We start from the raw sequence: 26,258 nt of genomic DNA on the forward strand, positions 1-26,258 counted from the left end.
GGCTGCACCCGGGCAGGCCACACTCGACTAGCGGAAGCAGCGACGCACGTGACGTCGGCAGGCACCACCCGGGAGGTCCCCATGCCCGAACTGCGTGTCGTGGCCGTCTCTAACGACGGCACACGGCTGGTGCTGAAGGCTGCGGACAGTACGGAGTACACGCTTCCGATTGACGAGCGTCTGCGCGCCGCCGTACGCGGCGACCGTCCCCGCCTCGGCCAGATCGAGATCGAGGTGGAGAGCCATCTTCGCCCCCGAGACATCCAGGCGCGTATACGCGCCGGCGCCTCCGCGGAGGAAGTCGCGCAGCTCGCCGGAATCCCCGTCGATCGCGTCCGTCGCTTCGAGGGACCCGTGCTGGCCGAGCGCGCCTTCATGGCCGAGCGCGCCAGGAAGACTCCCGTCCGCCGCCCCGGAGAGAACGCCGGACCCCAGCTCGGCGAGGCCGTCCAGGAGCGGCTGCTGATCCGGGGCGCCGAGAAGGACACCGTCCAGTGGGACTCGTGGCGCCGCGACGACGGCACCTGGGAAGTCCTGCTGGTCTACCGGGTCGCGGGTGAACCGCACGCCGCGAGCTGGACCTACGACCCGCCCCGGCGGCTCGTCCAGGCCGTCGACGACGAGGCGCGCTCGCTGATCGGCGAGCCCGAGGACCTCGCGGCACCCGAGCCGAGCTTCCCGTTCGTGCCGCGGATCGCCAGGCTGCCCCGCGACCGTCCGCTGGACCGCGCCCTGGACCGGCAGATGGAGCGGCCGAGCCTGCCCCCGCCGCCCCCGGAACCGGCCGAGGAGGCCGAGGACCGGGACTCGCTGACCAGTCTCCTGGAGGCTGTGCCCAGCTTCCGGGGCGACATGGTCGTCCCGGAGCGGCCCGCCACCACCGAGCGGCCCGCCGAGGAGCCCGCCGACGAATCCGAGGCGGAGGAGCCCCCGGCTCCCGCCGCCTCGGCCGGTGCCGGTTCCGCGTACGCGGACGTGCTGATGCCCCGCTCGGTCGGCAGCCATCGCGACCGGCTCGTCGGCGCGACCGACCGCCAGGCCGAAGCCGACGGCGTCCGCCCGGGCCGCAGAGCGGCGGTCCCGAGCTGGGACGAGATCGTCTTCGGCACACGGCGGAAGAAGCAGGACTAGCCAGGTGTACGACGACGGGGCCCGCGCCGATCCGGTGCGGGCCCCGTCCTCGTACAACCGGCGGCGGGGCGGGGCGGGCGCGCCCTGCACGGCGGACCCGGAGCACCGGGCTGTCACTGCGGGTCGGGGCCCACCGCGACGGGGCGGTCGCCGTCCTGGGACCACTCCGACCACGAACCCGCGTACAGAGCCGCGGGAATGCCGGACACGGCGAGGGCCAGCACCTCATGGGCCCCCGAGACACCGGAGCCGCAGTAGACGCCGACCTCGGACGTGGGCGTCACGCCGAGGGACTTGAAGCGGTCGGCGAGTTCGGCCGACGGCAGGAACCGTCCGTCCTCCGTGACGTTCTCGGTGGTCGGGGCGGAGACGGCGCCCGGGATGTGCCCGCCGACCGGATCGATCGGCTCGACCTCGCCCCGGTACCGCTCACCGGCGCGGGCATCGAGCAGCAGCCCGGTGCGGGCGAGCGCGGCGGCCCCGTCCGCGTCGAGCAACGGCCGTGCGCCGGGCGCCGGTACGAACGTTCCGGGCGTCGGCGAGGGGACCTCCGAGGACACCGGACCGCTCCAGGCGGCGAACCCGCCGTCAAGCACGCGTACCGACGGATGACCCGAATAGCCGAGCAGCCACCAGGCACGCGCGGCGGCCCAGCCCTGCCCTCCGTCGTACACGACCACGTCACGGTTCTCGGACACTCCCGCGGCCCGCATCGCCGCGCCGAAGACCTCGGCGCCGGGAAGCGGATGGCGGCCCGCCGCACCGGCCGGACCAGCCAGTTCGGAATCCAGATCGACGAAGACGGCACCCGGGATGTGCGCGTTCTCGTACTCGGAGCGCAGGTTGGGGCCGCCCAACTGCCAGCGGATGTCGAGGAGCACCGGCGGGTTCGGACCCGCCAGATCGCTCGCGAGCTCGGGTGCGGTGATGATGGCGTTCATGGCCACCATCCTTGCGCACGGGGTGGCCGCGTCGTCCATGTCCGGCTACTCTGCTCCGCCGGACAGGTCCGATCACCAGGCGTACGGGATCGGGCACATGCTGTACAACCGATGGACACCACGCGGCAATCACTCCGAAATGGATGAGAAACGGCATATCGGGCTTCCTCTCGTCGCGGGCCGCCGAACGGCGGCGCGGCCGGGACGCGCGGCACGGCCGGTGGTGCGAACATCGGCACGGGGCGTGCACGCACGCGACTGAGTACGCGTGTTCGCAGGCGGAAGGTGACCGGCCACCGCGAGTGGCCGAGAAGAGAGTGACGATGACCGAGGCACGGGAATCGGCCGGCCCGAACGACACCACGCACGCTCGGCACCTGCCCGGCACACCCTGCTGGGTGAGCCTGATGGTGCATGAGATGGCCGCGACCCAGGACTTCTACGGAGCGCTGTTCGGCTGGGAGTTCCAGCCTGGCCCACCCCAGCTCGGCCCGTACGCGCGAGCGCTGCTCGACGGCCACGAGGTGGCCGGGATCGGCCAGTTGCCGCCCGACCGGCACCTGCCCATCGCCTGGACGCCGTACTTCGCGTCGGCGGACGTGGACCAGACCGCCGAGACGGTACGGCTCAGCGGCGGAACCGTGGGCGTGGGACCGCTCGACGCGGCCGAGGCCGGCCGTCTGGCGATCGCCTCCGACACGTCGGGCGCCGTCTTCGGCCTCTGGCAGGTGGTGGCCCACCCCGGCACGGAGATCACCGGCGTGCCCGGCACCCCGGTGTGGAACGAGCTCGTGACGCGCGACACCCAGAGTGTCGTCAAGTTCTACCAGGGGGTCTTCGGCTACGAACTGGAGCCGACCGTCTCGCCCGACTTCGACTACGTGACCCTGCACATCGAAGGCCGCCCGGTGGCGGGCGTGCACGGGGTCGGGAACACCCTGCCCCGCGACCGCGGTCCGCACTGGCTCACGTACTTCGAGGCCGCCGACGTGGACGAGACCGTCCGCCGCGTCACGGAACTCGGCGGGCACCTCGTCGGACCGGCCCACGACTCCCCGTACGGCCGTGTGGCGACCGTGGCGGATCCGGAGGGAGCGACGTTCTCCCTGATCCATGCCGTCACATGACGCGGTGAGCCGGGGTACCCGGCGAGCCGGCGACGGGCCGGGCGCCAGCGAGCCGGGGCCGAGGGCATCGGACCCGGGGCATCGGACCCGGGGCTCAGGCCTCAGGCCGAGGCGATCGGCAGGACATCGGGTGACAGGGCGCTCGCGTGGGCCGTGGCGGCCGTCATACGGCGACGGTGGTGCCTGCGGCACAGGACCTCGTAGCCGACGTCGGGCTGGTTGACGTCGCCGACGACGACCTGGGCGCCCTCGACGACCATCTCGCCGCCCACGGTGCGGGCGTTGTGCGTGGCGCGGGCGCCGCACCAGCACAGGGCCTCCACCTGGAGGACCTCGACCCGGTCGGCCAGTTCGACGAGGCGCTGGGAGCCCGGGAACAGCTTGGAGCGGAAGTCGGTGGTGATCCCGAAGGCGAAGACGTCGACCCCCAGGTCGTCCACCACCCGGGCCAGCTGGTCGATCTGCCGGGGGGCCAGGAACTGGGCCTCGTCCGCGATCACGTAGTCCGCCCGGCCGCCCTGGGAGAGGTGGTCGACCAGGTAGGCGTACAGGTCCTGGTCGTCCGCCACCTCGACCGCGTCGGTGACCAGGCCGAGACGCGAGGAGAGTTTGCCCTCGCCCGCGCGGTCGTCGCGCGTGAAGATCATGCCCTGCAGACCCCGCGCCGAGCGGTTGTGCTCGATCTGGAGAGCCAGCGTGGACTTCCCGCAGTCCATCGTTCCGGAGAAGAACACCAGCTCGGGCATGGGGAGTTGAGTACCTTTCGGCAACGGAGGCAGGGGGAAGGAGAGAAGGGCGTCAGGAGCGTACTTGGAGGAGCGGCACCAGTTGCTCGACGGGGGTCATCGAACCGTGGTTGCCGACCATCGCCGACTCCTTCGGCTCCCGCTCGGACGCGATGATCAGGACGTCGTCCCGGGCGGCCGCGATGACGTCGCCCAGCCGGGCGTACACTCGCTCGTCGACCTGCGGGCCGAACCAGCCCGCCTCGATCGCCTGGTCCCGGGAGGCGATCCAGAACTGCTCGCCGAGGACCTCGCGCCAGCAGGTCAGCACGTCCACCTCGGCGCCCGGGACCGCGTACACATGGCGGGCACGGCCCTCGCCGCCCAGCAGGGCGACCCCGGCGCGCAGCTCCCAGTCCTCGTCGAAGTCGATGCGGTGCTGCTCGTCGAAGGGGATGTCGATCATGCCGTGGTCGGCGGTGACGTACAGCGAGGAGCGCGGCGGCAACTGCTCCGCGAGGCGCTGGACCAGGCGGTCGACGTACATCAGCTGGCCGCGCCAGGGGTCCGAGTCGACACCGAAGCGGTGGCCCTTGCCGTCCACCTCCGCGTAGTACGTGTAGACCAAGGAGCGGTCCCCGGCGGCCAGTTGCTCGGCCGCGAAGTCCATGCGCTCCTCGCCGGTCAGCCGGCCGTGGAACGTCCCGCCGCTCAGCGCGATCTTCGTCAGCGGTGTGTTCTGGAAGGTGGGCGAGGAGACCTGGGCGGTGTGCACACCCGCCGCGTCCGCCAGCTGGAAGATCGTGGGGTAGGGCTGCCAGGCGCGCGGATCGGTCCACGGGTTCCAGCGGAGCTGGTTCATCAGGTCGCCGGTGGCGGGGTTGCGCGCGGTGTAGCCGGGCAGGCCGTGCGCGCCCGGGGGCAGGCCGGTGCCGACGGAGGCGAGGGAGGTCGCGGTGGTGGCAGGGTAACCCGCGGTGATCGGACGCCCTGTGCCACCCCGCGAGGACGCCAGGAGCGACGTCATGAAGGGTGCCTCGTCCGGGTGGGCCTTGAGCTGCTCCCAGCCGAGTCCGTCGATCAGGAACACGCAGTTCCGGTCGGCTGCGGCCAGCTCCGGTATGGCGGCCCTCGCGCCGGGCACGGACATGCCCGCGGCGAGCGTGGGCAGCAGATCGGCCAGCGAGCCGGCTCCGTACTCGGGGACGGGCGCGGAGCCGATGGCGAGCGGCTCCGGGTGGTCCCAGGTGGGCAGGGCCATCAGCGGGTGGTGTCCGCGGTCGCCTCGGAGAGGGACTGCGCGAAGGCCAGGGCCTGGCGGACGGTCTCCGGACCGTCCCCTGCCTCGCTGACGCGCAGGCTCAGGTCGTCGGCTGTCGAGTTGCCCGTGTAGCCGTGATCGGCCTCGCAGTTGGGGTCACCGCAGGCGGCCGGCTCCAGATCGATGCGGGAGACGGCGCCCCAGCCGATGGTCAGGACCACCTCGCGGGGCAACGTGCCCGGTGTGTACGACTCGGGGTTCGCGACGACGCGGCTGACGACCACCGACGAGATCCGGCCGAGCTTGACCGACTCCGTCGAAGTGGTGGCGTACGGCGTCGGGGACGTGGTGTCCGCGTTCTGCTCGTCGGTGTGGCTGACGATGAAGCGGTTGCCGGTGAGGACGAGCACGGTGACGTGCCGGCGCACCTCGTTCGCGTCGAACGTCGTCTCCTGGTGGACCAGGTACGACCGGATGGTCTCGCCGCCGATCGCGGCCTCCACCGCCTCGGCCACGAGGGCCGGGTAGTAGCCGCTGCGCTCGATCGCCGCTCGCAGCCCCTGGGTCGTCGTACTGGTCTTGGCCATGTCGTCCATCCTACGGGGGCCCACTGACTGCGAGGCACCGCTCGCGGCGGTCTGTCGTGGACGGAACAGATCGAACCGGGGACGGCGACCGGGCGGACGTGCGTACGGCGACAGCGGCGACACGGCCGGGACGGGGAAGCGCCGCGGCACACCGGACGGGCGGCGGACGCCCGGGGCGGCACCTGGGACACGGGCAGAGGTCCGGGGCGAGGACCTCTCTGGCGACACCGCTCGGGCGACGACCGCCGTGCGGGGCCGGGCCGCGCCGCGGTACGGACCGCCCTGGAGCCAGTGCCCCTCGGACGGCACGAACGGCACGGGCGCCCCGGCCGGCTCGGACGACTCAGGCGACTCAGACGACCGGCAGGGTCCGGGGGCCGAGGTCGTCCCGGAGCGGGGCGCGGGCCAGTCGTACCGTGGCGCCCAGCACGCTCAGACCGGTCGGGGCGACCACGACCGGCTCCAGCGAGACCGCGACGACCTCGGGGTGGTCGTCGACCAGCCGGGACATCCGCAGCATGAGCTCTTCGAGGGCCGCCGTGTCGACCGGCGCGGAGCCGCGCCAGCCGAACAGGAGCGGCGCCGTCCGGATCGACCGGACCAGTGAGGCCGCGTCCCGGTCGGTGACCGGAATCAGCCGGTGCGCCGTGTCCCCGAGCAGTTCAGAGGCGGCTCCGGCGAGCCCGAAGGAGAGCACCGCCCCGGCCGCCGGGTCGATCACCGCGCGGACGACCGTGTCGACGCCGCGCGGCGCCATCCCCTGCACGACCGGGCGCAGCACCGTCGGCGTCCCGAACAGCTCGGTCAACTCCGTGTACGCCCGGCGCAGTTGTTCCTCGTCCGCCAGGTCCAGCCGTACGCCGCCCAGGTCGGCGCGGTGCCGCAGGTGCGGGGCAGTGGTCTTGAGGGCCACGGGATATCCGATGGAGCGCGCGGCCGCCACGGCGTCGTCCGGTGTGGGGGCGGGCAGGGAACGGTGTACGTCGATGCCGTACCGCCCGAGCAGCGCCCCCGTCTCCTCGCCACCGAGCGTCAGCCCCTCCCCGCGCGCGAGGAGGTCGTCGATCAGCCGCGCCGCTCCCTTTTCGTCGATGTCCTCGTGCTCGGGCACCTTGCCGGGCTCGCCGGCGTCCAGGCGCCACTGGGCGTACTTGACGGCTTCGGAGAGGGCACGGACGGCCCGCTCGGCCGCGGGGTAGGCGGGGATGAGCCGGGAGTCCGACGCGGCATCGGCGCTCACCGCGGTGGGCGAGCGGTCGGCGGGGTGGAACCGGGCGCCGGGCGCCGCACCGGGTGCCGTGTCGGCGGCCTGGGGAGCGGTGCTCGCGGCGGCGGACAGGGCCTCGGCGAGCCCGCCCAGCTCGACGTGCACCACGAGCACGGGTTTCGCCGGAGCCGCCGCCGCGGAGGACCGGAGTGCCTCGGCGAGCGCCGCGTCGGCGGCCGAGGTCTCCCCCACCGCCGGTATGGCCGTCACGACCACGGCGTCGCAGCCGTCGTCGGCGAGGGCCTCCGCCAGCGCCCGGTGGAAGTCCTCCGCCGAGGCCGCCGTGGTCAGGTCCCGCGGCGGAAGCGGCCTGAGCCCTTCGGCGAGACACGCGTCGTACGTCAGAAGCCCCAGCGACTCGGAGTTCCCGAGGATCGCCACCCGGGGTCCCCTGGGGAGCGGCTGGCGTGCCAGCAGGAGGCCCGCGTCGACGAGTTCGGTGATCGTGTCCACCCGGATCACTCCGGCCTGGCGCAGCAGCGCGGAGACGGTGGCGTGCGGCAACCGGGTGGCCCGTACGGCGTGCCCCTGGGGAGCGGCCCCGCCGTGCCGGGCCCCCTGGACCACGACCAGCGGCTTCGCGGCCGCCGTCCGCCGCGCGAGGCGGGTGAACTTGCGCGGGTTGCCGATGGATTCGAGGTACATCAGGGCGACGTCGGTGTCCGGGTCGTCGTACCAGTACTGAAGGACGTCGTTGCCGGACACGTCCGCCCGGTTCCCGGAGGAGATGAAGGTCGACACGCCGGTCACGCCCGTGACGCCGCCGCCGCGCCGGTGCAGCCGGGACAGCAGGGCGATACCGATGGCACCGGACTGCGCGAACAGGCCGATCCGGCCGGGGCGGGGCATCTGGGGGGCGAGCGAGGCGTTCAGGCGCACCTCGGGGGAGGTGTTGATGACTCCGAAGGCGTTGGGCCCGATGATGCGCATCCCGTACGTGCGCGCGTGCCGCACGAGTTCGCGCTGGCGCTCGCGCCCTTCGGGACCGCTCTCGGCGTACCCGGCGGAGACCACCACGAGTCCCTGCACCCCGTGTTCGCCGCATTCCGTGACGACCTCGGGGACGTACGCGGCGGGCACGGCGACGACGGCGAGGTCGACGGGCTCGGCGATGTCCCGGATGGAGCGGTGGGCCGGGACTCCGTCGAGTTCCTTCTCCTGGAGTGCCGTGTTCACGGCGTACAGGCGCCCGGTGAACCCGGCTCCGCGCAGGTTGTCGAGGACGCTGCGGCCGACACCACCGGGTGCGCGCCCGGCTCCGATGACGGCGACCGAGCCGGGGGCGAGCAGCCGCTGCACGGACCGGGCCTCGGCGCGCTGCTCCCGCGCGCGCTGCACGGCGAGCGACCGGTCGGTGGGTTCGAGGTCGAACTCCAGGCGTACGACGCCGTCCTCGAAGCTGCGCTTCTGGGTGTACCCGGCGTCCGTGAACACCTTGATCATCTTGTTGTTGGCGGGCAGCACCTCGGCGGCGAAGCGGCGGATGTCGCGCTCGCGGGCCACGGCCCCGATGTGTTCGAGCAGGGCCGAGGCGACGCCTCGGCCCTGATGGGCGTCCTGCACGAGGAAGGCGACCTCGGCCTCCTCGGCGGGTGAGGACGCGGGTCGGCCGTCGGCGTCGATCCGGTCGAAGCGCACGGTGGCGATGAACTCGCCGCCCACCGTGGCCGCGAGACCCACTCGGTCCACGAAGTCGTGGTGGGTGAACCGGTGGACGTCCTTGGCGGACAGCCGCGGATACGGCGCGAAGAAGCGGTAGTACTTCGACTCGTCGGACACCTGCTCGTAGAAGCTGACCAGGCGCTCGGCGTCGTCCACGGTGATGGGCCTGATGCGCGCGGTGCCGCCGTCACGCAGCACCACGTCGGCCTCCCAGTGAGCGGGGTACTCGTGCCGGTCCGACGAGGTCTGCATGGGCCCCAGAGTACGGCTCGCGTACGACAACGGCGCGAGGCAGTCTGTGGAGACGGACGCCGGAGCGAGCCGCGGTCCGCCGTCGCCGTGGACGGACCAGGGACCGTCCGGGCACGCTTCACGATATGGGACACTGGTCTAGACAACCCGGAACACCCGAAGGGCAGCATCACATGGCTGAGCGCCGCGTCAACGTCGGCTGGAACGAGGGCCTCCACGCCCGCCCCGCCTCCATCTTCGTCCGGGCCGCCACGGCCTCCGGCATCCCGGTGACGATCGCCAAGGCCGACGGCAACCCCGTCAACGCGGCCTCCATGCTCGCGGTCCTCGGCCTGGGGGCCCAGGGTGGCGAGGAGATCGTCCTCGCGTCGGACGCCGAGGGCGCGGACGCCGCTCTCGACCGCCTGGCGAGGCTCGTCGCCGAGGGGCTCGACGAGCTCCCCGAGACCGTCTGAGCCCACAAGGCACCCAGGACACGTACGGCCGAGCCGCGCCACCCCTTCTCCGGGCGGCGCGGCTCAGCCGTTTTCCGCACCCCGTTCAGGAATTCCCCGGCGGCACGCGCGACCCGCGCCGCGCGGCCACGAGAATAGCGCGCGCCCGAATTCCTGGCACGCGAACAAAAAGGGCATCAGAAATAGGCCCCTGCCGAATATCCCTCTTTGTATACGGCGCCTGTGTTAATGACGCGGGCCCGTCATGTTTACGGGATGTTGCGAAGTTCTCACACGTTCCGGCCGATCTCCGCCGCCGGGAAAGCGGAGCCGGTGCGCGGCCGTCGCACGCTCGGCGTGCAGGGCCGTGATCGCGCGGGCCCGCTCACTGTCGCCGCGGGCGACCGCGTCCACGATGCCACCGTGCTCCGCCCAGGACTCCGCGGGGTTGGCCGGCGCCTCCACCGAGTACATCCAGGCGATCTTGTGTCGCAGCTGGGCGAGCGTGGAGGTCAGCGCCGGGCTGCCGGACGCCTGTGCGAGCGTCTCGTGGAACCAGCCGCCCAGGGAGCGCAGATCCTCGCTGTGGCCCCTCCTGGAACGCTCCTGCCCCAGCCTGACCAGGCCCCGGAGCACCTTGAGGTGAGCCTCCGTGCGCCGCTGGGCGGCCCGCGCGGCCCCCAGCGGCTCCAGCAGCATGCGCATCTCCAGGAGGTCCGCCGCCTCCTGCTCGGTGGGTTCCGCGACGCACGCGCCCGCGTGCCGGCGGGTGACCACGAAGCCCTCGGCCTCCAGCGTGCGCAGAGCCTCGCGCACGGGGACGCGTGAGACGCCGTAGCGCCGCGCGAGCAGTTCCTCGGTCAGCCGGCCGCCACGCTCGTAGACACCCGCGACGATGTCGTCACGGATCGCCGTGCATACCGAGTGCGCCGGAATACGCATGACCGGACCTCCGCTTTAATCCCCGCGAAACGCCATCGATTGACGCTTGTTCAGTGACTCTATTGCAGGAAGCCGGAATTTCCGATGGCAGGCCTGAATCCATGGATATTTTTTGGACAGACGCCCTCCGGAAACGATGATGCCCCGGCTCGGTGAGCCGGGGCATCGAAAGCGGTGGAGAAGCGGCGAAGCGGTCGTCAGACGTTGACGCCGTGCGAACGCAGGTACGCGACCGGGTTCAGGTCCGAGCCGTACTCGGCGGTCGTCCGGGCCTCGAAGTGAAGATGCGGTCCGGTGGTGTTGCCGGTGTCCCCGGAGAGAGCGATCTGCTGCCCCGGAGTGACCGTCTGGCCGACGGACACACCGATGGACGAAAGGTGGCCGTACATGGTGTACGTGCCGTCGTGCATCTTGATCACGACTTGATTGCCGTAGGCACCGCCCCAGCCGGCCGTGACGACCGTGCCGGAGCCGACGGCGTGGACCGAGGTGCCGGATGCGGCGTGGAAGTCGACGCCGGTGTGGCTGCCGGAGGACCAGAGGCTGCTGCTGGCCTGGTAGCCGGTGGAGACGTACGAACCGGTGATCGGCATGACGAAGGTGTTCAGGCGCTTGCGCTCGGCCTCGCGGGCGGCGCGCTCCTTGTCCTCGCGAGCCTTCGCGGCCTGCTCGGCGGCGTGCTTGCGGGCGGCCTGCTCGGCCTTCTTCCGCGCGGCGGCCTCGTCGGCGGCGCGCTGCTGCGCGAAGGCCTGGGCGTCGATCTGGTCGGCGACCGAGTCGCCGATGGTGATGGCCTGGGTCAGCCCGGTCCGCTCGACGAAGGATTCCGCGGCGAAGGCGGGGGCGGCCAGGGTTCCGATGACACCGGTGGTGGTCAGTGCCGCGACGCCGACGGCGCTCGTGGTCGTGCTGTGCACCCGGTTCGGACGACGATGCTTCCCGGTGCCACAGGTGAACGCCATGTAGGGGCTGGTCCTTTCCTTCCCTCTCGCCTACCGGGTTAGCTGACGGGTTCGGAGCAGGAAGGTCTCCTACGGACTCCCTCCGGGGAGGGCGTCCGATTCACCCCAGGGACTACGTGTGGGTCCCCGGCTCCCCATGGCTCGCGCCACGCGGGGACTCGGCGATGACTGTCCGGTGCCGCGGGCGCGGCGCACTGCCTGACGAACAGTCGGCCCGACGCTAGACGGGGTGACATTCGAACAACAAACAGATCACGGTTTTTGTAGCGCATCCCACAGGGCAGAAGGGCAACCTCCATACCAATACGGACATCTTGGGGACGAAGTCCGGGTAAAAGAGAGCCCTGGTGACTCTTCAGTCACCAGGGCCCCTCGGTCGCGCGGGCTCTACTCGGCGGCCACCACGCTGACTTCACCGATTCCGAGAGCCTTGACGGGCTCCTCGATCTGCGCGGCGTCGCCCACCAGGACAGTCACCAGACGGTCCGTCGGGAAGGCGCTCACGGCGGCCGCGGTGGCCTCCACGGTGCCGGTGGCGGCCAGTTGCCGATAGAGCGTCGACTGGTAGTCGTCCGGCAGGTACTGCTCGACCTGGTCGGCGAGCGTGCTCGCGACAGCCCCCGCCGTCTCGAACTTGAGGGGCGCCACGCCCACCAGGTTCTGCACGGCGATGTCCCGCTCGGCGTCGGTCAGCCCCTCGGCCGCGAGGGTGCGCAGCACCTTCCACAGGTCGTCGAGCGCCGCACCGGTGTTCGGGGTGTCCACGGAGCCGCTGATGGCGAGCATCGCGACGCCCGTGCCGTCCGGCGCGGCGCGCAGGACCTGACCGAACGCCCGCACGCCGTAGGTGTAGCCCTTCTCCTCGCGCAGGACGCGGTCGAGACGCGAGGTGAGGGTGCCGCCGAGGCAGTACGTGCCGAGCACCTGGGCCGGCCACACGCGGTCGTGCCGGTCGGCGCCGACACGGCCGATGAGCAACTGCGTCTGGACGGCGCCGGGGCGGTCGACGATGATCACGCGGCCGGTGTCGTCGGCGTTCACCGGCGGCACGGGACGCGGCTCGGCGGACGAACCGGTCCAGGAGCCGAGTGTGTCGCCGAGCAACTCGTCGAGGTCGACGCCGGTCAGGTCGCCGACGACGACGGCGGTGGCCGTCGCGGGGCGCACGTACTTCTCGTAGAAGGCGCGTACGGCCGCGGAGTCGATCTTCTGGACGGTCTCCTCGGTGCCCTGGCGCGGGCGCGACATGCGCGCGCTCGCCGGGAACAGTTGCTTGGAGAGCTCCTTGGCGGCACGACGGGCCGGGTTCGCCGTCTCGTGCGGGATCTCGTCCAGCCGGTTGCGCACCAGCCGCTCGACCTCGCTGTCCGCGAACGCCGGTGCCCGCAGGGCGTCGCTGAGCAGGCCGAGCGCCTTGGCCAGGCGCGAGACGGGCACTTCGAGGGACAGGCGGACGCCGGGGTGGTCGGCGTGCGCGTCGAGCGTGGCGCCGCAGCGCTCCAGCTCGGCGGCGAAGTCCTCGGCCGAGTGCTTGTCGGTGCCCTCGGAGAAGGCGCGCGCCATGATCGTGGCGATGCCGTCCAGGCCCGTGGGCTCGGCCTCCAGCGGCGCGGCGAGGATCACCTCGACGGCGACGACCTGCTGGCCGGGGCGATGGCAGCGCAGCACGGTCAGGCCGTTGTCCAGGGTGCCGCGCTCGGGAGCGGGAAAGGCCCACGGCTTGGGGCTGCCGGCCTGGGGCTGCGGATGGAAGTCCATGGTGGCGAGCTCGGTCACTTCGCCGCCTCCTCGTCGGTCTCGTCAGCGGCGTCGGTGGCGTCGGTGGCGTCGGTCGTTTCGGGTGCGGTCGGCTCGTAGACGAGCACCGCGCGGTTGTCGGGGCGCAGGCGGGCCTTGGCGACCTCCTGGACCTCCTCCGCGGTGACGTCGAGAACGCGCTGCACGGCGGTCAGGGCGAGCTGCGGGTCACCGAACAGGACGGCGTACCGGCACAGTTCGTCGGCGCGGCCCGCGACGGTGCCGAGCCGGTCCAGCCACTCGCGCTCCAACTGGGCCTGCGCGCGCTCCATTTCCTCGGCGGTGGGGCCCTCCGCGGCGAACCGGGCGAGCTCCTCGTCGACGGCGGCCTCGATGACCGGGACCTCGACGTCGCCGGACGTCTTCACGTCCAGCCAGCCCAGGGAGGGCGCTCCGGCGAGGCGCAGCAGGCCGAACCCGGCCGCGACGGCGGTGCGGTCACGGCGTACGAGCCGGTTGTAGAGGCGGGAGGACTCGCCGCCGCCGAGGACGGTGAGCGCGAGGTCGGCCGCGTCGCACGCGCGCGTGCCGTCCTCCGGGAGCCGGTAGGCGGCCATCAGGGCGCGCGCCGGGACCTCTTCCTCGACGACCTCGCGCAGCTGCTCGCCGATGGTGTCGGGCAGCGAGCCGTCACGCGGGGCGGCCTTGCCGTCGTGTCCGGGGATGGAACCGAAGTACTTCTCGACCCAGGCGAGCGTCTGCTCCGGGTCGATGTCCCCGACGACCGACAGCACCGCATTGTTCGGCGCGTAGTACGTGCGGAAGAACGCGCGGGCGTCCTCCAGGGTGGCCGCGTCCAGGTCCGCCATCGACCCGATCGGGGTGTGGTGGTACGGGTGGCCCTCGGGGTACGAGAGCGCGGTGAGCTTCTCGAACGCGGTGCCGTACGGGACGTTGTCGTAACGCTGCCGGCGTTCGTTCTTCACGACGTCGCGCTGGTTCTCCATGGACTCGTCGTCCAGTGCCGCGAGGAGCGAACCCATACGGTCGGCCTCCAGCCAGAGGGCGAGCTCCAGCTGGTGGGTGGGCATGGTCTCGAAGTAGTTGGTGCGTTCGAAGCTCGTCGTGCCGTTGAGCGAGCCGCCGGCGCCCTGCACGAGTTCGAAGTGACCGTTGCCGTGGACCTGCTTGGAGCCCTGGAACATCAGGTGCTCGAAGAGGTGGGCGAGTCCGGTCCGGCCCTTGACCTCGTGGCGCGAGCCGACGTCGTACCAGAGGCACACCGCCGCGACCGGGGTCAGATGATCCTCGGAGAGCACCACGCGCAGGCCGTTGGCCAGGCGGTGCTCGGTCGCTGTCAGGCCGCCGGAGCCTGCCTCAGCTGTGGCCGTGTGACCCATGGGCATGTACGTCCCTTCGATCGCGGAACTGCGTCATTCCTGTCGGTCCTGCCACTGTATGCAAGCGCGTGGACGGCTGGCGAAGTTCCCGCACCTCGTACGCCGAGAGCGAGACTTACGCGTGTCCCTGACACACCCCGGAGAACCCTCCGAGAAGCACCGCGAAGGGGCCCGGAGGCCGCCGGGTACCGGGTCCGGGGGCCGCTCGGGAGCGGTCTCGACGGCGCCCGGGGAGCGCGCCGCGGGGGCGCTACGGACGGGTCGCGGTCCGGGTTGTCAGTGGGGCGGTCCACAATGGTGCGCGTCAGAACCCGCTCATGCCCCGGCAGAGACTGTGAAGGAGCCGCAGCAGCGATGGCCCGCCGCAGCACGAAGACCCCGCCGCCCGACGACTCGTACGAGGAGAAGATCCTCGACATCGACGTCGTGGACGAGATGCAGGGCTCCTTCCTCGAATACGCGTACTCGGTCATCTACTCGCGAGCCCTGCCGGACGCCCGAGACGGCCTCAAGCCGGTGCACCGCCGCATCGTGTACCAGATGAACGAGATGGGCCTGCGCCCCGACCGCGGCTATGTGAAGTGTGCCCGCGTCGTCGGCGAGGTCATGGGTAAGCTCCACCCGCACGGCGACGCGTCCATCTACGACGCCCTGGTGCGTCTGGCGCAGCCCTTCTCCATGCGTCTGCCCCTGGTCGACGGCCACGGCAACTTCGGATCGCTCGGCAACGACGACCCGCCGGCCGCGATGCGTTACACCGAGGCCCGGATGGCCGACGCGACGTCGTTGATGACCGAGTCCATCGACGAGGACACGGTCGACTTCTCGCCCAACTACGACGGCCAGGAGCGGGAGCCGGTGGCCCTGCCCGCCGCCTTCCCGAACCTCCTGGTCAACGGCTCGTCGGGCATCGCGGTCGGCATGGCGACGAACATGCCGCCGCACAACCTCGGCGAGGTCATCGCCGCCGCCCGTCACCTCATCCGGTACCCGGGCGCCGACCTCGAGACGCTGATGAAGCACGTCCCGGGCCCCGACCTGCCCACCGGCGGCCGGATCGTCGGCCTCTCCGGGATCAGGGACGCGTACGAGACGGGCCGCGGCACCTTCAAGATCCGCGCCACGGTGTCGGTGGAGGACGTCACGGCGCGCCGCAAGGGCCTCGTCGTCACCGAACTGCCCTTCACCGTCGGCCCGGAGAAGGTGATCGCCAAGATCAAGGACCTGGTCGGCGCGAAGAAGCTCCAGGGCATCGCCGACGTCAAGGACCTCACCGACCGCGCGCACGGACTGCGCCTGGTCATCGAGATCAAGAACGGCTTCGTGCCGGAGGCGGTCCTCGAACAGCTCTACAAGCTGACGCCGATGGAGGAGTCATTCGGCATCAACAACGTGGCCCTGGTGGACGGTCAGCCGCTCACCCTGGGCCTCAAGGAGCTGCTGGAGGTCTACCTCGACCACCGCTTCGAGGTCGTACGCCGCCGCAGCGAGTTCCGCCGCACCAAGAAGCGCGACCGGCTGCACCTGGTCGAGGGTCTCCTCGTCGCCCTCCTGGACATCGACGAGGTCATCCGCCTCATCCGCTCCAGCGACAACTCGGCGCAGGCCAAGGAGCGCCTGATCGAGCACTTCTCGCTCTCCGAGATCCAGACGCAGTACATCCTGGACACGCCGCTGCGCCGTCTCACCCGGTTCGACCGCATCGAGCTGGAGTCTGAGCGCGACCGGCTCAACGGCGAGATCGACGAGCTGACCGGCATCCTGGACTCGGACGCGGAGCTGCGCAAGCTGGTCTCCGGCGAACTGGCCGCCGTGGCCAAGAAGTTCGGCACCGACCGGCGCACGGTGCTCCTGGAGTCCGCCGGCAGCCCCGCCGCGACGGTCTCGCTCCAGGTCGCCGACGACCCGTGCCGGGTGCTGCTGTCCTCGACAGGCCTGCTGGCGCGTACGGCGACCGGTGACCCCTTCGGGGAGGACCCGGACGGCAAGCGCACCAAGCACGACGTGATCGTCTCCGCGGTGCCCGCGACGGCACGCGGCGAGATCGGTGTCGTCACCTCCCTGGGCCGCCTCCTCCGCCTGAACGTGATCGACCTCCCGCGGCTGCCCGAGACGGCGTCGGCGCCCAATCTCTCCGGCGGCGCTCCGGTCTCGGAGTTCCTGTCCTCCCTGGAGCCGGACGAGACGGTGATCTGTCTGGCGACGCTCGACGAGGCATCGCCGGGTCTGGCCATCGGCACGGAGCAGGGTGTCGTCAAGCGTGTGGTGCCCGACTACCCCTCGAACAAGGAGGAGTTGGAGGTCATCACCCTCAAGGACGGCGACCGGATCGTCGGCGCGGTCGAGCTGCGCACCGGCGAGGAGGACCTGGTCTTCATCACGGACGACGCCCAGTTGCTGCGCTACCAGGCCTCGCAGGTCCGCCCGCAGGGCCGTGCCGCGGGCGGCATGGCCGGCATCAAGCTGACCGACGGCGCGAAGGTGATCTCCTTCACGGCCGTCGACCCGGCGGTCGACGCGGTGGTGTTCACGGTGGCGGGTTCGCGCGGGACGCTGGACGACTCCGTCCAGACCACGGCCAAGCTGACTCCCTTCGACCAGTACCCGCGCAAGGGCCGCGCCACGGGCGGTGTGCGCTGCCAGCGGTTCCTGAAGGGCGAGGACTGCCTGTCGCTGGCCTGGGCCGGTCCGACGCCGGGGCGCGCGGCGCAGAAGACCGGTATGCCCGTCGACCTGCCGGAGATCGACCCGCGCCGGGACGGCTCGGGCATCTCGCTGGGCAAGCCGGTGTCGGTGGTGGCGGGCCCGGTGTAGTCCGCGCTCAGCCCTCCGGGCTCGGCTCCTGTACGTAGCGGAGGACGCCCCACATGCTGTGTTCATCGGCGTGCGGGGCGTCCTCTTTGCATGCCTCCAGCTCCTTGGTCAGCGCCACCGTGTCGATCCCGGAGCCGATGAGAACGAGCTGGGTGAGCCGCTCGGCCGAACCGGCCCAGGGCTCCGGATAGAAGCGCAGGAACCGCCCGACGGCGTGCACGGCGTACCGGTTGCGGGCGTCCTGGACGCCGAAGTCGACGTACCCCTTGATCCGGTAGAGCCCTTCGGGCCTGCTGTCGAGGAAGGCCATCAACCGCCGTGGCCCCAGGGGCACTTCGGAGGTGAAAGAGAGGGATTCGTAGGCGGAGTGCAGATGACCGGAGTGGCCGCGCTCCCCGTGACGGTCGCTCGCCCCCGGGCCGTCCTCCTCGTGATCGTGGAGATCGTCGAAGGACAACTGTCCGACGCGTTCCTCGCTCGGCCTGCAGTCGAAGAGGAACTCCGGATCGACGCGGCCGTAGGTGGCGGGGACGACCGCGGCGCGGTCGGCGAGCTCCCGGACGACGCGCAGCACGCCTTCGCCGTCGTCGGCCCGGTCGATCTTGTTGACGACGACGAGGTCGGCCAGGGCGAGGTGCCGGTCGATCTCGGGATGCTTCTCGCGTGTGCCGGCGAACTCGGCGGCGTCGACGACCTCGACGAGCCCTCCGTACACGATGCCCGGAAGCTCGCTGGCGAGGACCATGCGCACGAGTTCCTGGGGCTCGGCGAGCCCGCTCGCCTCGATGACGATGACGTCGATACGGGCGGAGGGTTGAGCGAGCCGATCCAGATATTGATCAAGCTCACCGACATCGACCGCACAGCACAGACACCCGTTGCCGAGCGACACAGTGGAGTCACCGAGTGCTCCGGCCACCGCCATCGCGTCGATCTCGATCGCCCCGAAGTCGTTGACGACGGCTCCGATACGGCTGCCACCGCTGCGGTGCAGGAGATGGTTGAGCAGCGTGGTCTTGCCGGAACCCAGGAAGCCGGCGAGAACGATGACCGGGATCTGCCGGGGACTCGACTGACTCACCATGCGCCCTCTCTGAACCTGTGCGCGCACCGGCTCACGGGACCGGCGCTCACGCGGGGAATGAATGCCGACCAAGCATACGAGTGGGAGGAAACGCCCCGAAGTGAACGATTGTTAGCGGCGCTCGCGGGGCACACGTTGGACATGGCGCCGGCGAACGCGACCCGCACATCCCTCCGTGCGCCTCCTCTCCGCCTCCCTGCCGATCAGAGCCGCTCGGCAACACTGGGGGGCGGCAAGCGCGCCGCCCACCGCTCGCCGGTCCGCTCCCTGTCGCCCACAACCGACGACCGGCGGACGGTCGCCTGATTCGGGGGTTGACATGACCACACGGAACCAAGGGGTGCGGGGGTTGAGTTCTGCCGCGACGGCAGGGCTCGCGTTCGCGGTCGGGGTCCTCGCCGTACTGGCCGCTCAGCAGCGACGGTTCGAGGCGCTTCGCCTGAGAGTCGCGCAGGTGGAGCAGGCCGACTACCGGAACGCGCGACTGGCGGAACAGCAACGCTTTCAGACCTACCTCCTCGACAAGGCGCTGGACGATCCGGATCTCGCCGAGGTGCTGAGCACCATCAACGAGGTGAATCCGACCAGACGGCGGCAGTATCTCTTCGCCAACGCTCTCTACACGAGCATCCTGCGCGCGTACCGGGCCGGGGACGTCAGCTGGGATGAGTTGCACGGTCATCTTCGGGTGATCTGCCAGAGCGCGCTCTTTCGGGACTACTGGAACGCGTCACGCCACCACCGCGCGAGCCTCGAAGAGGCGTCGCAGGAGGCACGGGTCGGCCGAATGGTGGACACCCTCATCCACGATCTGGACGAATCGGACACGGATGAGTGGTGGGTCGTAGGTGAGCCACCCTCGGAACAGGACTGACGTTTGGTTACCGAACAGGCAGCCCCAGTAGGCCAGTTGGCCCAACACGGGCATGTTTAACCGGCTAAACTCTCGGCTAGGGTGTCCCCGTTTTCATTGCCTAGACTTGAGGACCGGGATCCACTTGAAGATCGTGCGCCGCATCGGCGCGTCTCCCCGCGAACGAGGCAGTCTGACGGGCGAGACGTGCCCGGACATCTTTGAGCTCAGTGACGGGAATTTCGCCGTCATCGGCACGGAGGCGACAGCGACGCTCGACGGCCAGCTTCCTCACGACGCGGCGCGTGCGGACCACGAGCGCATCGTGGTCATCAGCCGGGAGACCCTCCTCCGCGCGAAGAGGGACATTCCCGAGAAGTGAGGCGGTCACCGGGCTGAGACAAGGCATACCGTTGCCGTCGAGATCCCTCGGTCACCCCGACCCATCTCCGGAGAGCGCACGTATTCCTCGGCCCGCCTTGCACCCATCCACACGCCCCGCGCAGCATCCCTGTCACCGGAGCCCGAGCAACGCCAGCGCTCACCCCGCGTCGCACCGCTCGACAGAAGCTTCCTGAGGTCCAGCCCCGACCGGTGCTGGACCTCTCGTCCGAGCCGTCCCCTGGTCGCCGGTCCCGTCCCGCGACACCGCGCACGGACTCCAGACGGCAGACGGCAGACCTAGGAAGAAGCCCTCGGCACCGGCACCGGCGCCTCCGGTCCCACATACCGGGCCGCCGGGCGGATGATCTTCGAGTCCTCCGCCTGTTCCAGGATGTTGGCGCTCCAGCCGACCACCCGTGCGGCGGCGAACGTGGGGGTGAACATCTCGCGGGGCAGCCCGCAGAGTTCCATGACCACACCGGCGTAGAACTCCACATTGGTGTGCAACTCGCGGCCCGGCTTGAGTTCGGCCAGGATCGCCTCCACCTGTCGTTCCACTTCGACCGCGAAGTCGACGAGCGGGCCGCCGAACCCCTGGGCTATGCCGCGCAGCATGCGCGAACGCGGATCCTCCGTGCGGTAGACGGGGTGCCCGAAGCCCATGATGCGATCGCCGGCGAGGACGCGTTCGCGGATCCAGGGGTCGATACGGTCGGGAGTTCCGATCGCGTCGAGCGTGTCCAGGGCACGACTGGGAGCACCGCCGTGGAGAGGGCCGGAGAGGGCCCCGACCGCGCCCACGAGGCAGGCCGCCACATCCGCGCCGGTCGACGCGATCACCCGCGCAGTGAACGTTGATGCGTTGAATCCGTGGTCAATGGTTGAGATGAGATATTGCTCAACCGCACGAGCCCGGGCAGCTTCCGGCTCCGAACCCGTCAACATGTACAGGTAGTTGGCGGCGTACCCCAGGTCCTCGCGCGGCTCCACCGGCTCCAGCCCCTGCCCGAGCCGGTACAGCGCGGTGAGCAACGCCGGCACGGCCGCCGTCGCCGCGAGGCCGTCGTCGCGACGCCGCTCGGCGTCGATGTCGTACACCGGACGGAACCCCAGCGAGGCTCCGAGCAGCGACAACGCGGTGCGCAGCCCGGCGAGCGGTCCCGAGAGCCGGGTCGCCGCCGCGATCGCGGGCAGAGCGGCGCGCACCTCGTCCGGCAGTCCGCGCAGCCCCGCCGTCCGCGCGACGAAGGCGGCACGGCACGTCTCGTCGGGCAGCTCGCCGTGGACCAGCAGATACCAGACGTCCTCGAAGCCGCGGGTCCGCGCGAGGTCGACGGCCGAATACTGGCGGTAGTGGTAAAAGCCTTCCAGTCCTCTGACGTCACCCAGTTCGGTGTCGGTGACGACGACGCCCGCGAGTCCTCGCGGTACGTCGACAGAGGTGGACGCGGCCCGGTTGATCGGCATGTTTCCTCCCTGGACTTGATTCGACTGTCCATGCTTGACTATATAGCTGTCAATATTGATCCAATCAATATAGTGATCCACAGATACGGTGGCGCTCATGAGGGATCGAGAGGCGGCAACGCCAGCGCACGAGGGTCGACGGCTCAGCACCAAGGAGACCGCCGAACTGCTCGGCGTGAAGGCGGAGACCGTGTACGCGTATGTGAGCCGCGGTCAGCTCAGCAGCCGGCGGGAACCGGGAGGGCGCGGGAGCACGTTCGACACCAAGGAGGTGGAGGCCCTAGCGCGGCGCAACAGGCGTGAGGGCGGCGGCAGTTCGAGCGGCAGTGGCGAGCTGTCCGTCCGTACCCGCATCACCCTGATCGACCAGGACCGGTACTACTTCCGGGGCGTCGACGCGACGGAACTGGCCGCGCGGTACTCCTACGAAGAGATCGCCGAATGGCTGTGGACCGGCGAACTGCGCCCCGGTGTCACGTTCACGGCCCCGGAGGCGTCCGTGGCCGTCGCCCGGCGCAGTGTCGACGCGCTGCCCGAGCACAGCGGCCCGACCGACCGGCTGCGCGTCGCGGCGATCGCCGCCGCGGCGGCCGACCCCCTGCGCTTCGACCTCTCCGAGAGCGCCGTGCTCGGCACCGGGCGCACCCTGATCCCCACCCTCGTCGCCGCGCTTCCCCCCGTACGCCACGACCACCGCGACGAGGGCCCGCTGGCTCGTCGCCTGTGGGCACGGCTCACCGGTCGCCCGGCCGACGACGCGTCACTGCGCGTGCTGGACACGGCACTCGGGCTGCTCGTGGACCACGACCTGGCCGCCTCGACGCTGGCGGTCCGGGTCGCGGCCTCGGCCCGCGCCCACGCGTACGCGGCCGTGTCGGCGGGCCTCGGCGTCCTCGAAGGGCCCCTGCACGGGGCGGCCAGCGGCCTCGCGCACCGCCTGCTGCTCGACGTACTGGACCAGGGCACGGCCGCTCCCGTGGTAGCCGACGAGCTGCGCGCCGGACGCCGTGTTCCCGGACTCGGCCATCGGCTCTACACCGGCGAAGATCCACGCGCGCGTGCCCTGTTCGCTCTCCTGGAGGAGGTGCCCGGTGCCGCGCCCGCTCTGGCGGCGGCCCGGGACGTGGTGACGACCACGGCCCGCCACGCGCCCCTGCACGCCAATGTCGACCTCGCCCTGGCCGCCTTCACCGTCTCCTCCGGCATGCCGGCCTCCGCGGGAGAGACGATCTTCGCTGTCGCCCGGACCGCGGGCTGGATCGCCCACACCCTGGAGGAGTACGGGGAGCGCCCCTTGCGGATGCGACCGAGCGGGCACTACGTGGGCGAGCGTCCGCCGCGGCCGCTCCCCCGCTAGACGCCGTACACGGACAGCGCGTGGGGCGAGCCTGGGCAGGGCGCACGGCGCGCTCTCCCCGCGCGCTCCCGCACACCCTGCCATGCCCCACTTCCCCACGCCCTGCCGCGCGCCCGGACCACCCCTGAGGCGCCCCGGGTACACGGCGGGAAGTCGCCCTGAGCCAAGTCAGGTTAGGCTCACCTCTGTGAGTATGTGCACGACCGCGTCGCGGCACCTCGACGAGCCCCTGGCGGGGACCGCGGCCACCGCGAGAACATGGCTGCTGATCGAGCAGCCCGGACCCTGGGGTGCCCAGGCGCTCACTTCGAGCCACCTGGATCCCACGGTCGGCCGTGCCCTCGAAGCGGCCGCCCAGGGCACCGGGGTGCGGATCGCGCTCATCCGCCGTCCCGGGCGCCACGCCGACTGCGGTACGCCCGCCGAGAGGCATGTGTACGCGGCCCACACCACTCCGGGAAACGAATGGCTGCACTCCGCCATGACACGTGATCCCGAGCAGGTGCTCGATCTCGACTTCACCGCACTCGGCACGGGTGATCCACGCTCCTTCGACGAGGTTCTCCAGGGGCGGCCCCACATGAACGATCCGCTCGCCCTCGTCTGCACCAACGGCAAGCGCGACCGCTGCTGCGCCCTGCTCGGACGCCCCCTGGCGGCGGAACTGGCCGCCTCCGGCGTGAACGGCGCTTGGGAGGTCACTCATCTGGGCGGTCATCGCTTCTCGCCCACGGTGCTCGTCCTGCCGTACGGGTACGCGTACGGCCGCGCCCAAGCCCACGCCGTCAAGGAGATCCTCCAGGGCGTCCGGGAGGGCCGTGTCGTCACCGAGGGCTGTCGAGGGAACTCCGCCTGGGAACGCCCCGGCCAGGCGGCCGAGCTGGCCGTACGGACGGCTTCGGGGGAGCATGCCGCCGGCGTCCTCACGGTGGTCCGCACGGACGGCACCGCGCCTCGCTGGGAGGTGACCGTCGCCCACGCCGACGGCCGTGTGTGGCGTGTCATCGTCGCGCGAGGCGCCTCGCTGCCGCCCCGCCCGGAGAGCTGTGGCTCGGCACTGGGTTCACCCGCTCGGATGGACGTGGTGGCCGTACGGCAGCTGGAGAAGACGGCTGTCCCTGTGGCCTGCTGAGGACCCTGGTCCCCACCGCCCCCGAGCCGGACCGTCGTCGGCTCCCTCCGCCCGATCGGCGACGCCCTGGCTGCCCGACGGCCCGGTCCGGCATGCGTCCGCCGGCATGCGCCCGACCGCCTCACCCATTGATCGGGAGATCCACGCCACACTCCCTTCGGGGGAGCGCGCACACCCCCGTACCGTCGTGGGCATGAGCCCCACTCCGCCCGCACGACGACTGCGCCTCGGTCTGCCGCGGCGGGTGTTCTCGCAGGTGCTGCTGATGCAGATCGCGATCGCGGCGGGAGTCGCCGTGCTCGCCACCGGGCTGTTCCTGGCACCGCTGAGCGCGCAGCTGGACGACCAGGCCATGCGGCGTGCCCTCGCGATCGCGCAGACCACGGCCGCGCAGCCGCAGATCGCCGTGGACCTCCGCAGGACCGCCCCCTCCGCGACCGGTCCCGTGCAGGTCGAGGCCGAGCGGATACGGAAGGCGAGCGGGGCCGACTATGTCGTCGTGATGGACATGCGGGGCATCCGCTGGTCGCACCGGGACCCCGCGGCGATCGGCGAACCGGTCTCGACGAGCCCTCGCCTGGCGCTGGCCGGCAGGGACGTCATGGAGATCGACACCGGAACGCTGGGCCGCTCCGCACGGGGCAAGGTGCCGCTGCGGGACGCCGACCACAGGATCATCGGCGCGGTCTCGGTGGGCATCGAGTACGACAGCGTCCGGGCCCGGTTGATCGACGCGATCCCGGGGCTGTTCGCGTACGCGGGCGGGGCCATGGCCGTAGGCGCGCTGGCCGCCTACCTGATCTCCCGCAGGGTCCAGCGGCAGACCCGTGACCTGGCCTTCTCCGACATCTCGGCCCTGCTGGAGGAGCGGGAGGCGATGCTGCACGGCATCCGGGAGGGTGTGGTCGCCCTGGACCGCGGCGGTCGCGTACGCCTTCTGAACGACGAGGCGCAGCGACTGTTGGGGGTCGGCGCCGAGGTCATCGGGCAGCCCCTCGACGACGCGCTGGGCCCCGGCCGGACGACCGATGTGCTGGCCGGCCGCGTCACCGGCACGGACCTGCTCACCGTCCGCGGCCAGCGCGTCCTGGTCGCCAACCGCATGCCCACCGAGGACGGTGGCGCCGTCGCGACCTTGCGCGACCGGACCGAACTGGAGCAACTCGGCCGGGAGCTCGACTCCACGCGGGGCCTGATCGACGCCTTGCGCGCGCAGGACCATGAGCACGCCAATCGCATGCACACGCTCCTGGGTCTTCTCGAACTGGAGATGTACGACGACGCCGTGGAGTTCGTCGGAGAGGTGGTCGGCGACCACAGGGTCACCGCGGAGCAGGTCACCGAGAAGATCCACGATCCGCTGCTCGCCGCCCTGCTGGTCGGCAAGGCGACCGTGGCGGCCGAGCGTGGCGTGGCGCTGTGGATCTCGGACGGGACACTGCTGCCGGATCGGTTGATCGACCCGCGAGGGCTCGTCACGGTCGTCGGGAACCTCGTCGACAACGCCATGGACGCCGTCGCGGGCACGCCCCACGCGCGCGTGGAGGTCGAATTGCGTTCCGAGGGACGCACCGCCGTCCTGCGGGTACGGGACACCGGACCCGGCATCCCGCATGAGCGGCGGGAGCTGATCTTCACGGACGGCTGGAGCACCAAGAAGCCCCCGGCACACGGCAAGCGCGGAATCGGCCTCTCCTTGGTGCGGCGACTCGCCGAGCGGCAGGGCGGGAGCGCCGAGGTGGCCGACGCGGACGGCGGAGGCGCGGAGTTCACGATCGTCCTGCCTGAGGCGCTGACGGAGCCGGCGCTCGCACGGGAGAACGGGGGCGCCGGGCGGAGCGGGCTCGCGTCGGTGGACGGGCTCGCCCCCGTCCCTGGCCAGGGACCAGGAGTCGTACGCCGGCTCCCGTCTCCGGAAACCCCCGATGCCGCCACCGGAGACACCAGGAACGCCGAGGCCGCCGGGAACGGCAGGAACGCCGAGGAGGAGTCTCGATGATCGAGGTCCTGGTCGTGGACGACGACGCACGGGTCGCTCGCGTCAACGCCGCCTACGTCGAGAAGGTGCCGGGCTTCCACGCCGCGGGCGAGGCGCACAGTGCCGCCGAGGCGCTGCGCCTGATGGAGGCCCTGCCGCACCTGGACCTGGTCCTCATGGACCACTACCTGCCGGACGAGACGGGTCTCGCGGTCGTCCAGGAGATGCGCCGACGGGGCCACCAGACCGACGTGATCATGGTGACCGCGGCCCGTGACGTCTCGACCGTCCAGGCGGCGCTGCGGCAGGGCGCGCTCCAGTACCTGGTCAAGCCGTTCGCGTTCGCCGGGTTGCGCGCCAAGCTGGAGGCGTACGCGGATCTTCGACGCACCCTCGACGGCGGCGGGGAGGCCGAACAGTCGGAGGTGGACCGGATCTTCGGGGCCCTCTCGGCAAGCGCCGAACCCAATCTGCCCAAGGGCCACTCCCCGCCGACCGCCGATCTCGTCAGGCGCGCCCTGCTCGGCGCCGAGGGCCCGCTGTCGGCCCAGGAGATCGCGGAGGAGACCGGACTGAGCCGGCAGACCGCCCAGCGCTATCTGAAGCTCCTGGAGCGCACCGGGAGGGCCAGGCTGACCCTCAGATACGGCGACGCGGGCCGCCCGGAGCATCGCTACGTCTGGGCGACCCGCGCCTGAGGCCAGGTACGCCGGGCGGGGCGGCGGTCGCACCGGTCGCGCGTACGACTGCCGGGAGAGGAC

The 26,258-nt window shown here is 71.3% G+C and carries 22 protein-coding genes and 1 riboswitch; of the genes, 11 read left to right on the top strand and 11 right to left on the bottom strand.

Annotated features, from left to right (window positions below):
- The first annotated feature begins 48 nt into the window (after positions 1 to 48).
- Positions 49 to 1,131, top strand: a complete 1,083-nt coding sequence (sepH, locus tag ACFWBT_RS15725; RefSeq protein ID WP_385700201.1) for a septation protein SepH — start codon at positions 49 to 51, stop codon at positions 1,129 to 1,131.
- Positions 1,132 to 1,244: 113 nt separating this feature from the next.
- Here sepH and ACFWBT_RS15730 read toward each other — a convergent pair whose 3' ends face one another.
- Positions 1,245 to 2,072 (bottom strand): sulfurtransferase, encoded by an 828-nt coding sequence (locus ACFWBT_RS15730; protein WP_385700203.1) that lies wholly within the window; start codon positions 2,070 to 2,072, stop codon positions 1,245 to 1,247.
- Here ACFWBT_RS15730 and ACFWBT_RS15735 point away from each other — a divergent pair.
- On the top strand, positions 2,071 to 2,334 hold the full coding sequence (locus tag ACFWBT_RS15735) for a hypothetical protein (RefSeq protein WP_385700205.1): 264 nt from the start codon (positions 2,071 to 2,073) through the stop codon (positions 2,332 to 2,334). The two genes, ACFWBT_RS15730 and ACFWBT_RS15735, sit on opposite strands and share 2 nt — an antisense overlap.
- A gap of 61 nt (positions 2,335 to 2,395) precedes the next feature.
- A complete protein-coding gene (locus tag ACFWBT_RS15740; RefSeq protein WP_385700243.1) occupies positions 2,396 to 3,199 on the top strand; it encodes a VOC family protein in 804 nt (267 codons plus the stop codon).
- A gap of 101 nt (positions 3,200 to 3,300) precedes the next feature.
- Here ACFWBT_RS15740 and ACFWBT_RS15745 read toward each other — a convergent pair whose 3' ends face one another.
- The 4 genes from ACFWBT_RS15745 to ACFWBT_RS15760 all read right to left on the bottom strand — a co-directional run bounded on the left by ACFWBT_RS15745 (position 3,301) and on the right by ACFWBT_RS15760 (position 8,953).
- Entirely contained in the window at positions 3,301 to 3,945 is a 645-nt protein-coding gene (locus tag ACFWBT_RS15745; RefSeq protein WP_351535524.1) for a thymidine kinase, read from the bottom strand.
- Between the two features lie 52 nt (positions 3,946 to 3,997).
- The gene (locus ACFWBT_RS15750; protein ID WP_385700210.1) at positions 3,998 to 5,185 is read right to left on the bottom strand and encodes an alkaline phosphatase family protein; all 1,188 of its coding nucleotides are present in this window, start codon (positions 5,183 to 5,185) and stop codon (positions 3,998 to 4,000) included.
- On the bottom strand, positions 5,185 to 5,772 hold the full coding sequence (locus tag ACFWBT_RS15755) for a DUF5998 family protein (protein WP_266763448.1): 588 nt from the start codon (positions 5,770 to 5,772) through the stop codon (positions 5,185 to 5,187). Before ACFWBT_RS15755 ends, ACFWBT_RS15750 begins: the two co-directional genes overlap by 1 nt.
- Before the next feature lie 352 nt (positions 5,773 to 6,124).
- Complete coding sequence (locus tag ACFWBT_RS15760) at positions 6,125 to 8,953, bottom strand: GNAT family N-acetyltransferase (RefSeq protein ID WP_385700214.1); 2,829 nt, start codon at positions 8,951 to 8,953, stop codon at positions 6,125 to 6,127.
- Between the two features lie 173 nt (positions 8,954 to 9,126).
- Here ACFWBT_RS15760 and ACFWBT_RS15765 point away from each other — a divergent pair, with 173 nt between their 5' ends.
- On the top strand, positions 9,127 to 9,408 hold the full coding sequence (locus ACFWBT_RS15765) for an HPr family phosphocarrier protein (RefSeq protein ID WP_266763446.1): 282 nt from the start codon (positions 9,127 to 9,129) through the stop codon (positions 9,406 to 9,408).
- Between the two features lie 225 nt (positions 9,409 to 9,633).
- On the opposite strand, the gene ACFWBT_RS15770 is transcribed toward ACFWBT_RS15765, so the two are convergent.
- From ACFWBT_RS15770 to ACFWBT_RS15785, 4 genes are all read right to left on the bottom strand, one after another.
- Positions 9,634 to 10,329, bottom strand: coding sequence for a GntR family transcriptional regulator (locus ACFWBT_RS15770; protein WP_266763445.1), 696 nt, complete (start codon positions 10,327 to 10,329; stop codon positions 9,634 to 9,636).
- 197 nt (positions 10,330 to 10,526) lie between these two features.
- The gene (locus ACFWBT_RS15775) at positions 10,527 to 11,291 is read right to left on the bottom strand and encodes a M23 family metallopeptidase (RefSeq protein WP_385700217.1); all 765 of its coding nucleotides are present in this window, start codon (positions 11,289 to 11,291) and stop codon (positions 10,527 to 10,529) included.
- A 12-nt stretch (positions 11,292 to 11,303) separates the two neighbouring features.
- A riboswitch (cyclic di-AMP (ydaO/yuaA leader) is annotated at positions 11,304 to 11,465 on the bottom strand.
- A gap of 213 nt (positions 11,466 to 11,678) precedes the next feature.
- The gene (locus ACFWBT_RS15780) at positions 11,679 to 13,067 is read right to left on the bottom strand and encodes a M16 family metallopeptidase (protein ID WP_385700220.1); all 1,389 of its coding nucleotides are present in this window, start codon (positions 13,065 to 13,067) and stop codon (positions 11,679 to 11,681) included.
- Entirely contained in the window at positions 13,064 to 14,434 is a 1,371-nt protein-coding gene (locus ACFWBT_RS15785; protein WP_385700222.1) for a M16 family metallopeptidase, read from the bottom strand. Before ACFWBT_RS15785 ends, ACFWBT_RS15780 begins: the two co-directional genes overlap by 4 nt.
- A 348-nt stretch (positions 14,435 to 14,782) precedes the next feature.
- On the opposite strand from ACFWBT_RS15785, the gene ACFWBT_RS15790 reads away from it, so the two are divergent.
- Positions 14,783 to 17,242 (top strand): DNA topoisomerase (ATP-hydrolyzing) subunit A, encoded by a 2,460-nt coding sequence (locus ACFWBT_RS15790; protein WP_385700224.1) that lies wholly within the window; start codon positions 14,783 to 14,785, stop codon positions 17,240 to 17,242.
- Between the two features lie 7 nt (positions 17,243 to 17,249).
- On the opposite strand, the gene ACFWBT_RS15795 is transcribed toward ACFWBT_RS15790, so the two are convergent.
- Positions 17,250 to 18,326, bottom strand: coding sequence for a CobW family GTP-binding protein (locus tag ACFWBT_RS15795; RefSeq protein WP_385700228.1), 1,077 nt, complete (start codon positions 18,324 to 18,326; stop codon positions 17,250 to 17,252).
- A 340-nt stretch (positions 18,327 to 18,666) separates the two neighbouring features.
- On the opposite strand from ACFWBT_RS15795, the gene ACFWBT_RS15800 reads away from it, so the two are divergent.
- Together ACFWBT_RS15800 and ACFWBT_RS15805 are read left to right on the top strand one after the other, a co-directional pair.
- Positions 18,667 to 19,200, top strand: coding sequence for a DUF6082 family protein (locus ACFWBT_RS15800; RefSeq protein WP_385700246.1), 534 nt, complete (start codon positions 18,667 to 18,669; stop codon positions 19,198 to 19,200).
- Between the two features lie 124 nt (positions 19,201 to 19,324).
- On the top strand, positions 19,325 to 19,561 hold the full coding sequence (locus tag ACFWBT_RS15805; RefSeq protein WP_385700230.1) for a hypothetical protein: 237 nt from the start codon (positions 19,325 to 19,327) through the stop codon (positions 19,559 to 19,561).
- 299 nt (positions 19,562 to 19,860) lie between these two features.
- Here ACFWBT_RS15805 and ACFWBT_RS15810 read toward each other — a convergent pair whose 3' ends face one another.
- Positions 19,861 to 21,030 (bottom strand): citrate synthase, encoded by a 1,170-nt coding sequence (locus ACFWBT_RS15810; RefSeq protein WP_385700248.1) that lies wholly within the window; start codon positions 21,028 to 21,030, stop codon positions 19,861 to 19,863.
- A gap of 97 nt (positions 21,031 to 21,127) precedes the next feature.
- On the opposite strand from ACFWBT_RS15810, the gene ACFWBT_RS15815 reads away from it, so the two are divergent.
- The 4 genes from ACFWBT_RS15815 (at position 21,128) to ACFWBT_RS15830 (ending at position 26,195) form a co-directional block, all read left to right on the top strand.
- Entirely contained in the window at positions 21,128 to 22,387 is a 1,260-nt protein-coding gene (locus tag ACFWBT_RS15815) for a citrate synthase (RefSeq protein WP_385700233.1), read from the top strand.
- 187 nt (positions 22,388 to 22,574) lie between these two features.
- Positions 22,575 to 23,519, top strand: coding sequence for a sucrase ferredoxin (locus ACFWBT_RS15820; protein ID WP_385700235.1), 945 nt, complete (start codon positions 22,575 to 22,577; stop codon positions 23,517 to 23,519).
- 193 nt (positions 23,520 to 23,712) lie between these two features.
- A complete protein-coding gene (locus ACFWBT_RS15825) occupies positions 23,713 to 25,518 on the top strand; it encodes an ATP-binding protein (protein WP_385700237.1) in 1,806 nt (601 codons plus the stop codon).
- Complete coding sequence (locus ACFWBT_RS15830) at positions 25,515 to 26,195, top strand: response regulator (RefSeq protein ID WP_385700240.1); 681 nt, start codon at positions 25,515 to 25,517, stop codon at positions 26,193 to 26,195. The genes ACFWBT_RS15825 and ACFWBT_RS15830 overlap by 4 nt, the downstream gene beginning before the upstream one ends.
- The last annotated feature ends 63 nt before the right edge of the window (positions 26,196 to 26,258 follow it).

Origin of the sequence: Streptomyces sp. NPDC060027 (assembly GCF_042737005.1) — a bacterium.
Lineage (GTDB): Bacteria > Actinomycetota > Actinomycetes > Streptomycetales > Streptomycetaceae > Streptomyces.

What these genes read in the sequence shown, in the direction of transcription:
- ACFWBT_RS15730 (WP_385700203.1), bottom strand. Translation starts at nt 2,072, where the DNA reads ATGAACGCCATCATCACCGCACCCGAGCTCGCGAGCGATCTGGCGGGT.
- ACFWBT_RS15740 (WP_385700243.1), top strand. Translation starts at nt 2,396, where the DNA reads ATGACCGAGGCACGGGAATCGGCCGGCCCGAACGACACCACGCACGCT.
- ACFWBT_RS15790 (WP_385700224.1), top strand. Translation starts at nt 14,783, where the DNA reads ATGGCCCGCCGCAGCACGAAGACCCCGCCGCCCGACGACTCGTACGAG.
- ACFWBT_RS15755 (WP_266763448.1), bottom strand. Translation starts at nt 5,772, where the DNA reads ATGGCCAAGACCAGTACGACGACCCAGGGGCTGCGAGCGGCGATCGAG.
- ACFWBT_RS15745 (WP_351535524.1), bottom strand. Translation starts at nt 3,945, where the DNA reads ATGCCCGAGCTGGTGTTCTTCTCCGGAACGATGGACTGCGGGAAGTCC.
- ACFWBT_RS15810 (WP_385700248.1), bottom strand. Translation starts at nt 21,030, where the DNA reads ATGCCGATCAACCGGGCCGCGTCCACCTCTGTCGACGTACCGCGAGGA.
- ACFWBT_RS15750 (WP_385700210.1), bottom strand. Translation starts at nt 5,185, where the DNA reads ATGGCCCTGCCCACCTGGGACCACCCGGAGCCGCTCGCCATCGGCTCC.
- ACFWBT_RS15770 (WP_266763445.1), bottom strand. Translation starts at nt 10,329, where the DNA reads ATGCGTATTCCGGCGCACTCGGTATGCACGGCGATCCGTGACGACATC.
- ACFWBT_RS15825 (WP_385700237.1), top strand. Translation starts at nt 23,713, where the DNA reads ATGAGCCCCACTCCGCCCGCACGACGACTGCGCCTCGGTCTGCCGCGG.
- ACFWBT_RS15815 (WP_385700233.1), top strand. Translation starts at nt 21,128, where the DNA reads ATGAGGGATCGAGAGGCGGCAACGCCAGCGCACGAGGGTCGACGGCTC.
- ACFWBT_RS15795 (WP_385700228.1), bottom strand. Translation starts at nt 18,326, where the DNA reads ATGGTGAGTCAGTCGAGTCCCCGGCAGATCCCGGTCATCGTTCTCGCC.
- ACFWBT_RS15765 (WP_266763446.1), top strand. Translation starts at nt 9,127, where the DNA reads ATGGCTGAGCGCCGCGTCAACGTCGGCTGGAACGAGGGCCTCCACGCC.
- ACFWBT_RS15830 (WP_385700240.1), top strand. Translation starts at nt 25,515, where the DNA reads ATGATCGAGGTCCTGGTCGTGGACGACGACGCACGGGTCGCTCGCGTC.
- ACFWBT_RS15760 (WP_385700214.1), bottom strand. Translation starts at nt 8,953, where the DNA reads ATGCAGACCTCGTCGGACCGGCACGAGTACCCCGCTCACTGGGAGGCC.
- ACFWBT_RS15735 (WP_385700205.1), top strand. Translation starts at nt 2,071, where the DNA reads ATGGCCACCATCCTTGCGCACGGGGTGGCCGCGTCGTCCATGTCCGGC.
- ACFWBT_RS15775 (WP_385700217.1), bottom strand. Translation starts at nt 11,291, where the DNA reads ATGGCGTTCACCTGTGGCACCGGGAAGCATCGTCGTCCGAACCGGGTG.
- ACFWBT_RS15785 (WP_385700222.1), bottom strand. Translation starts at nt 14,434, where the DNA reads ATGCCCATGGGTCACACGGCCACAGCTGAGGCAGGCTCCGGCGGCCTG.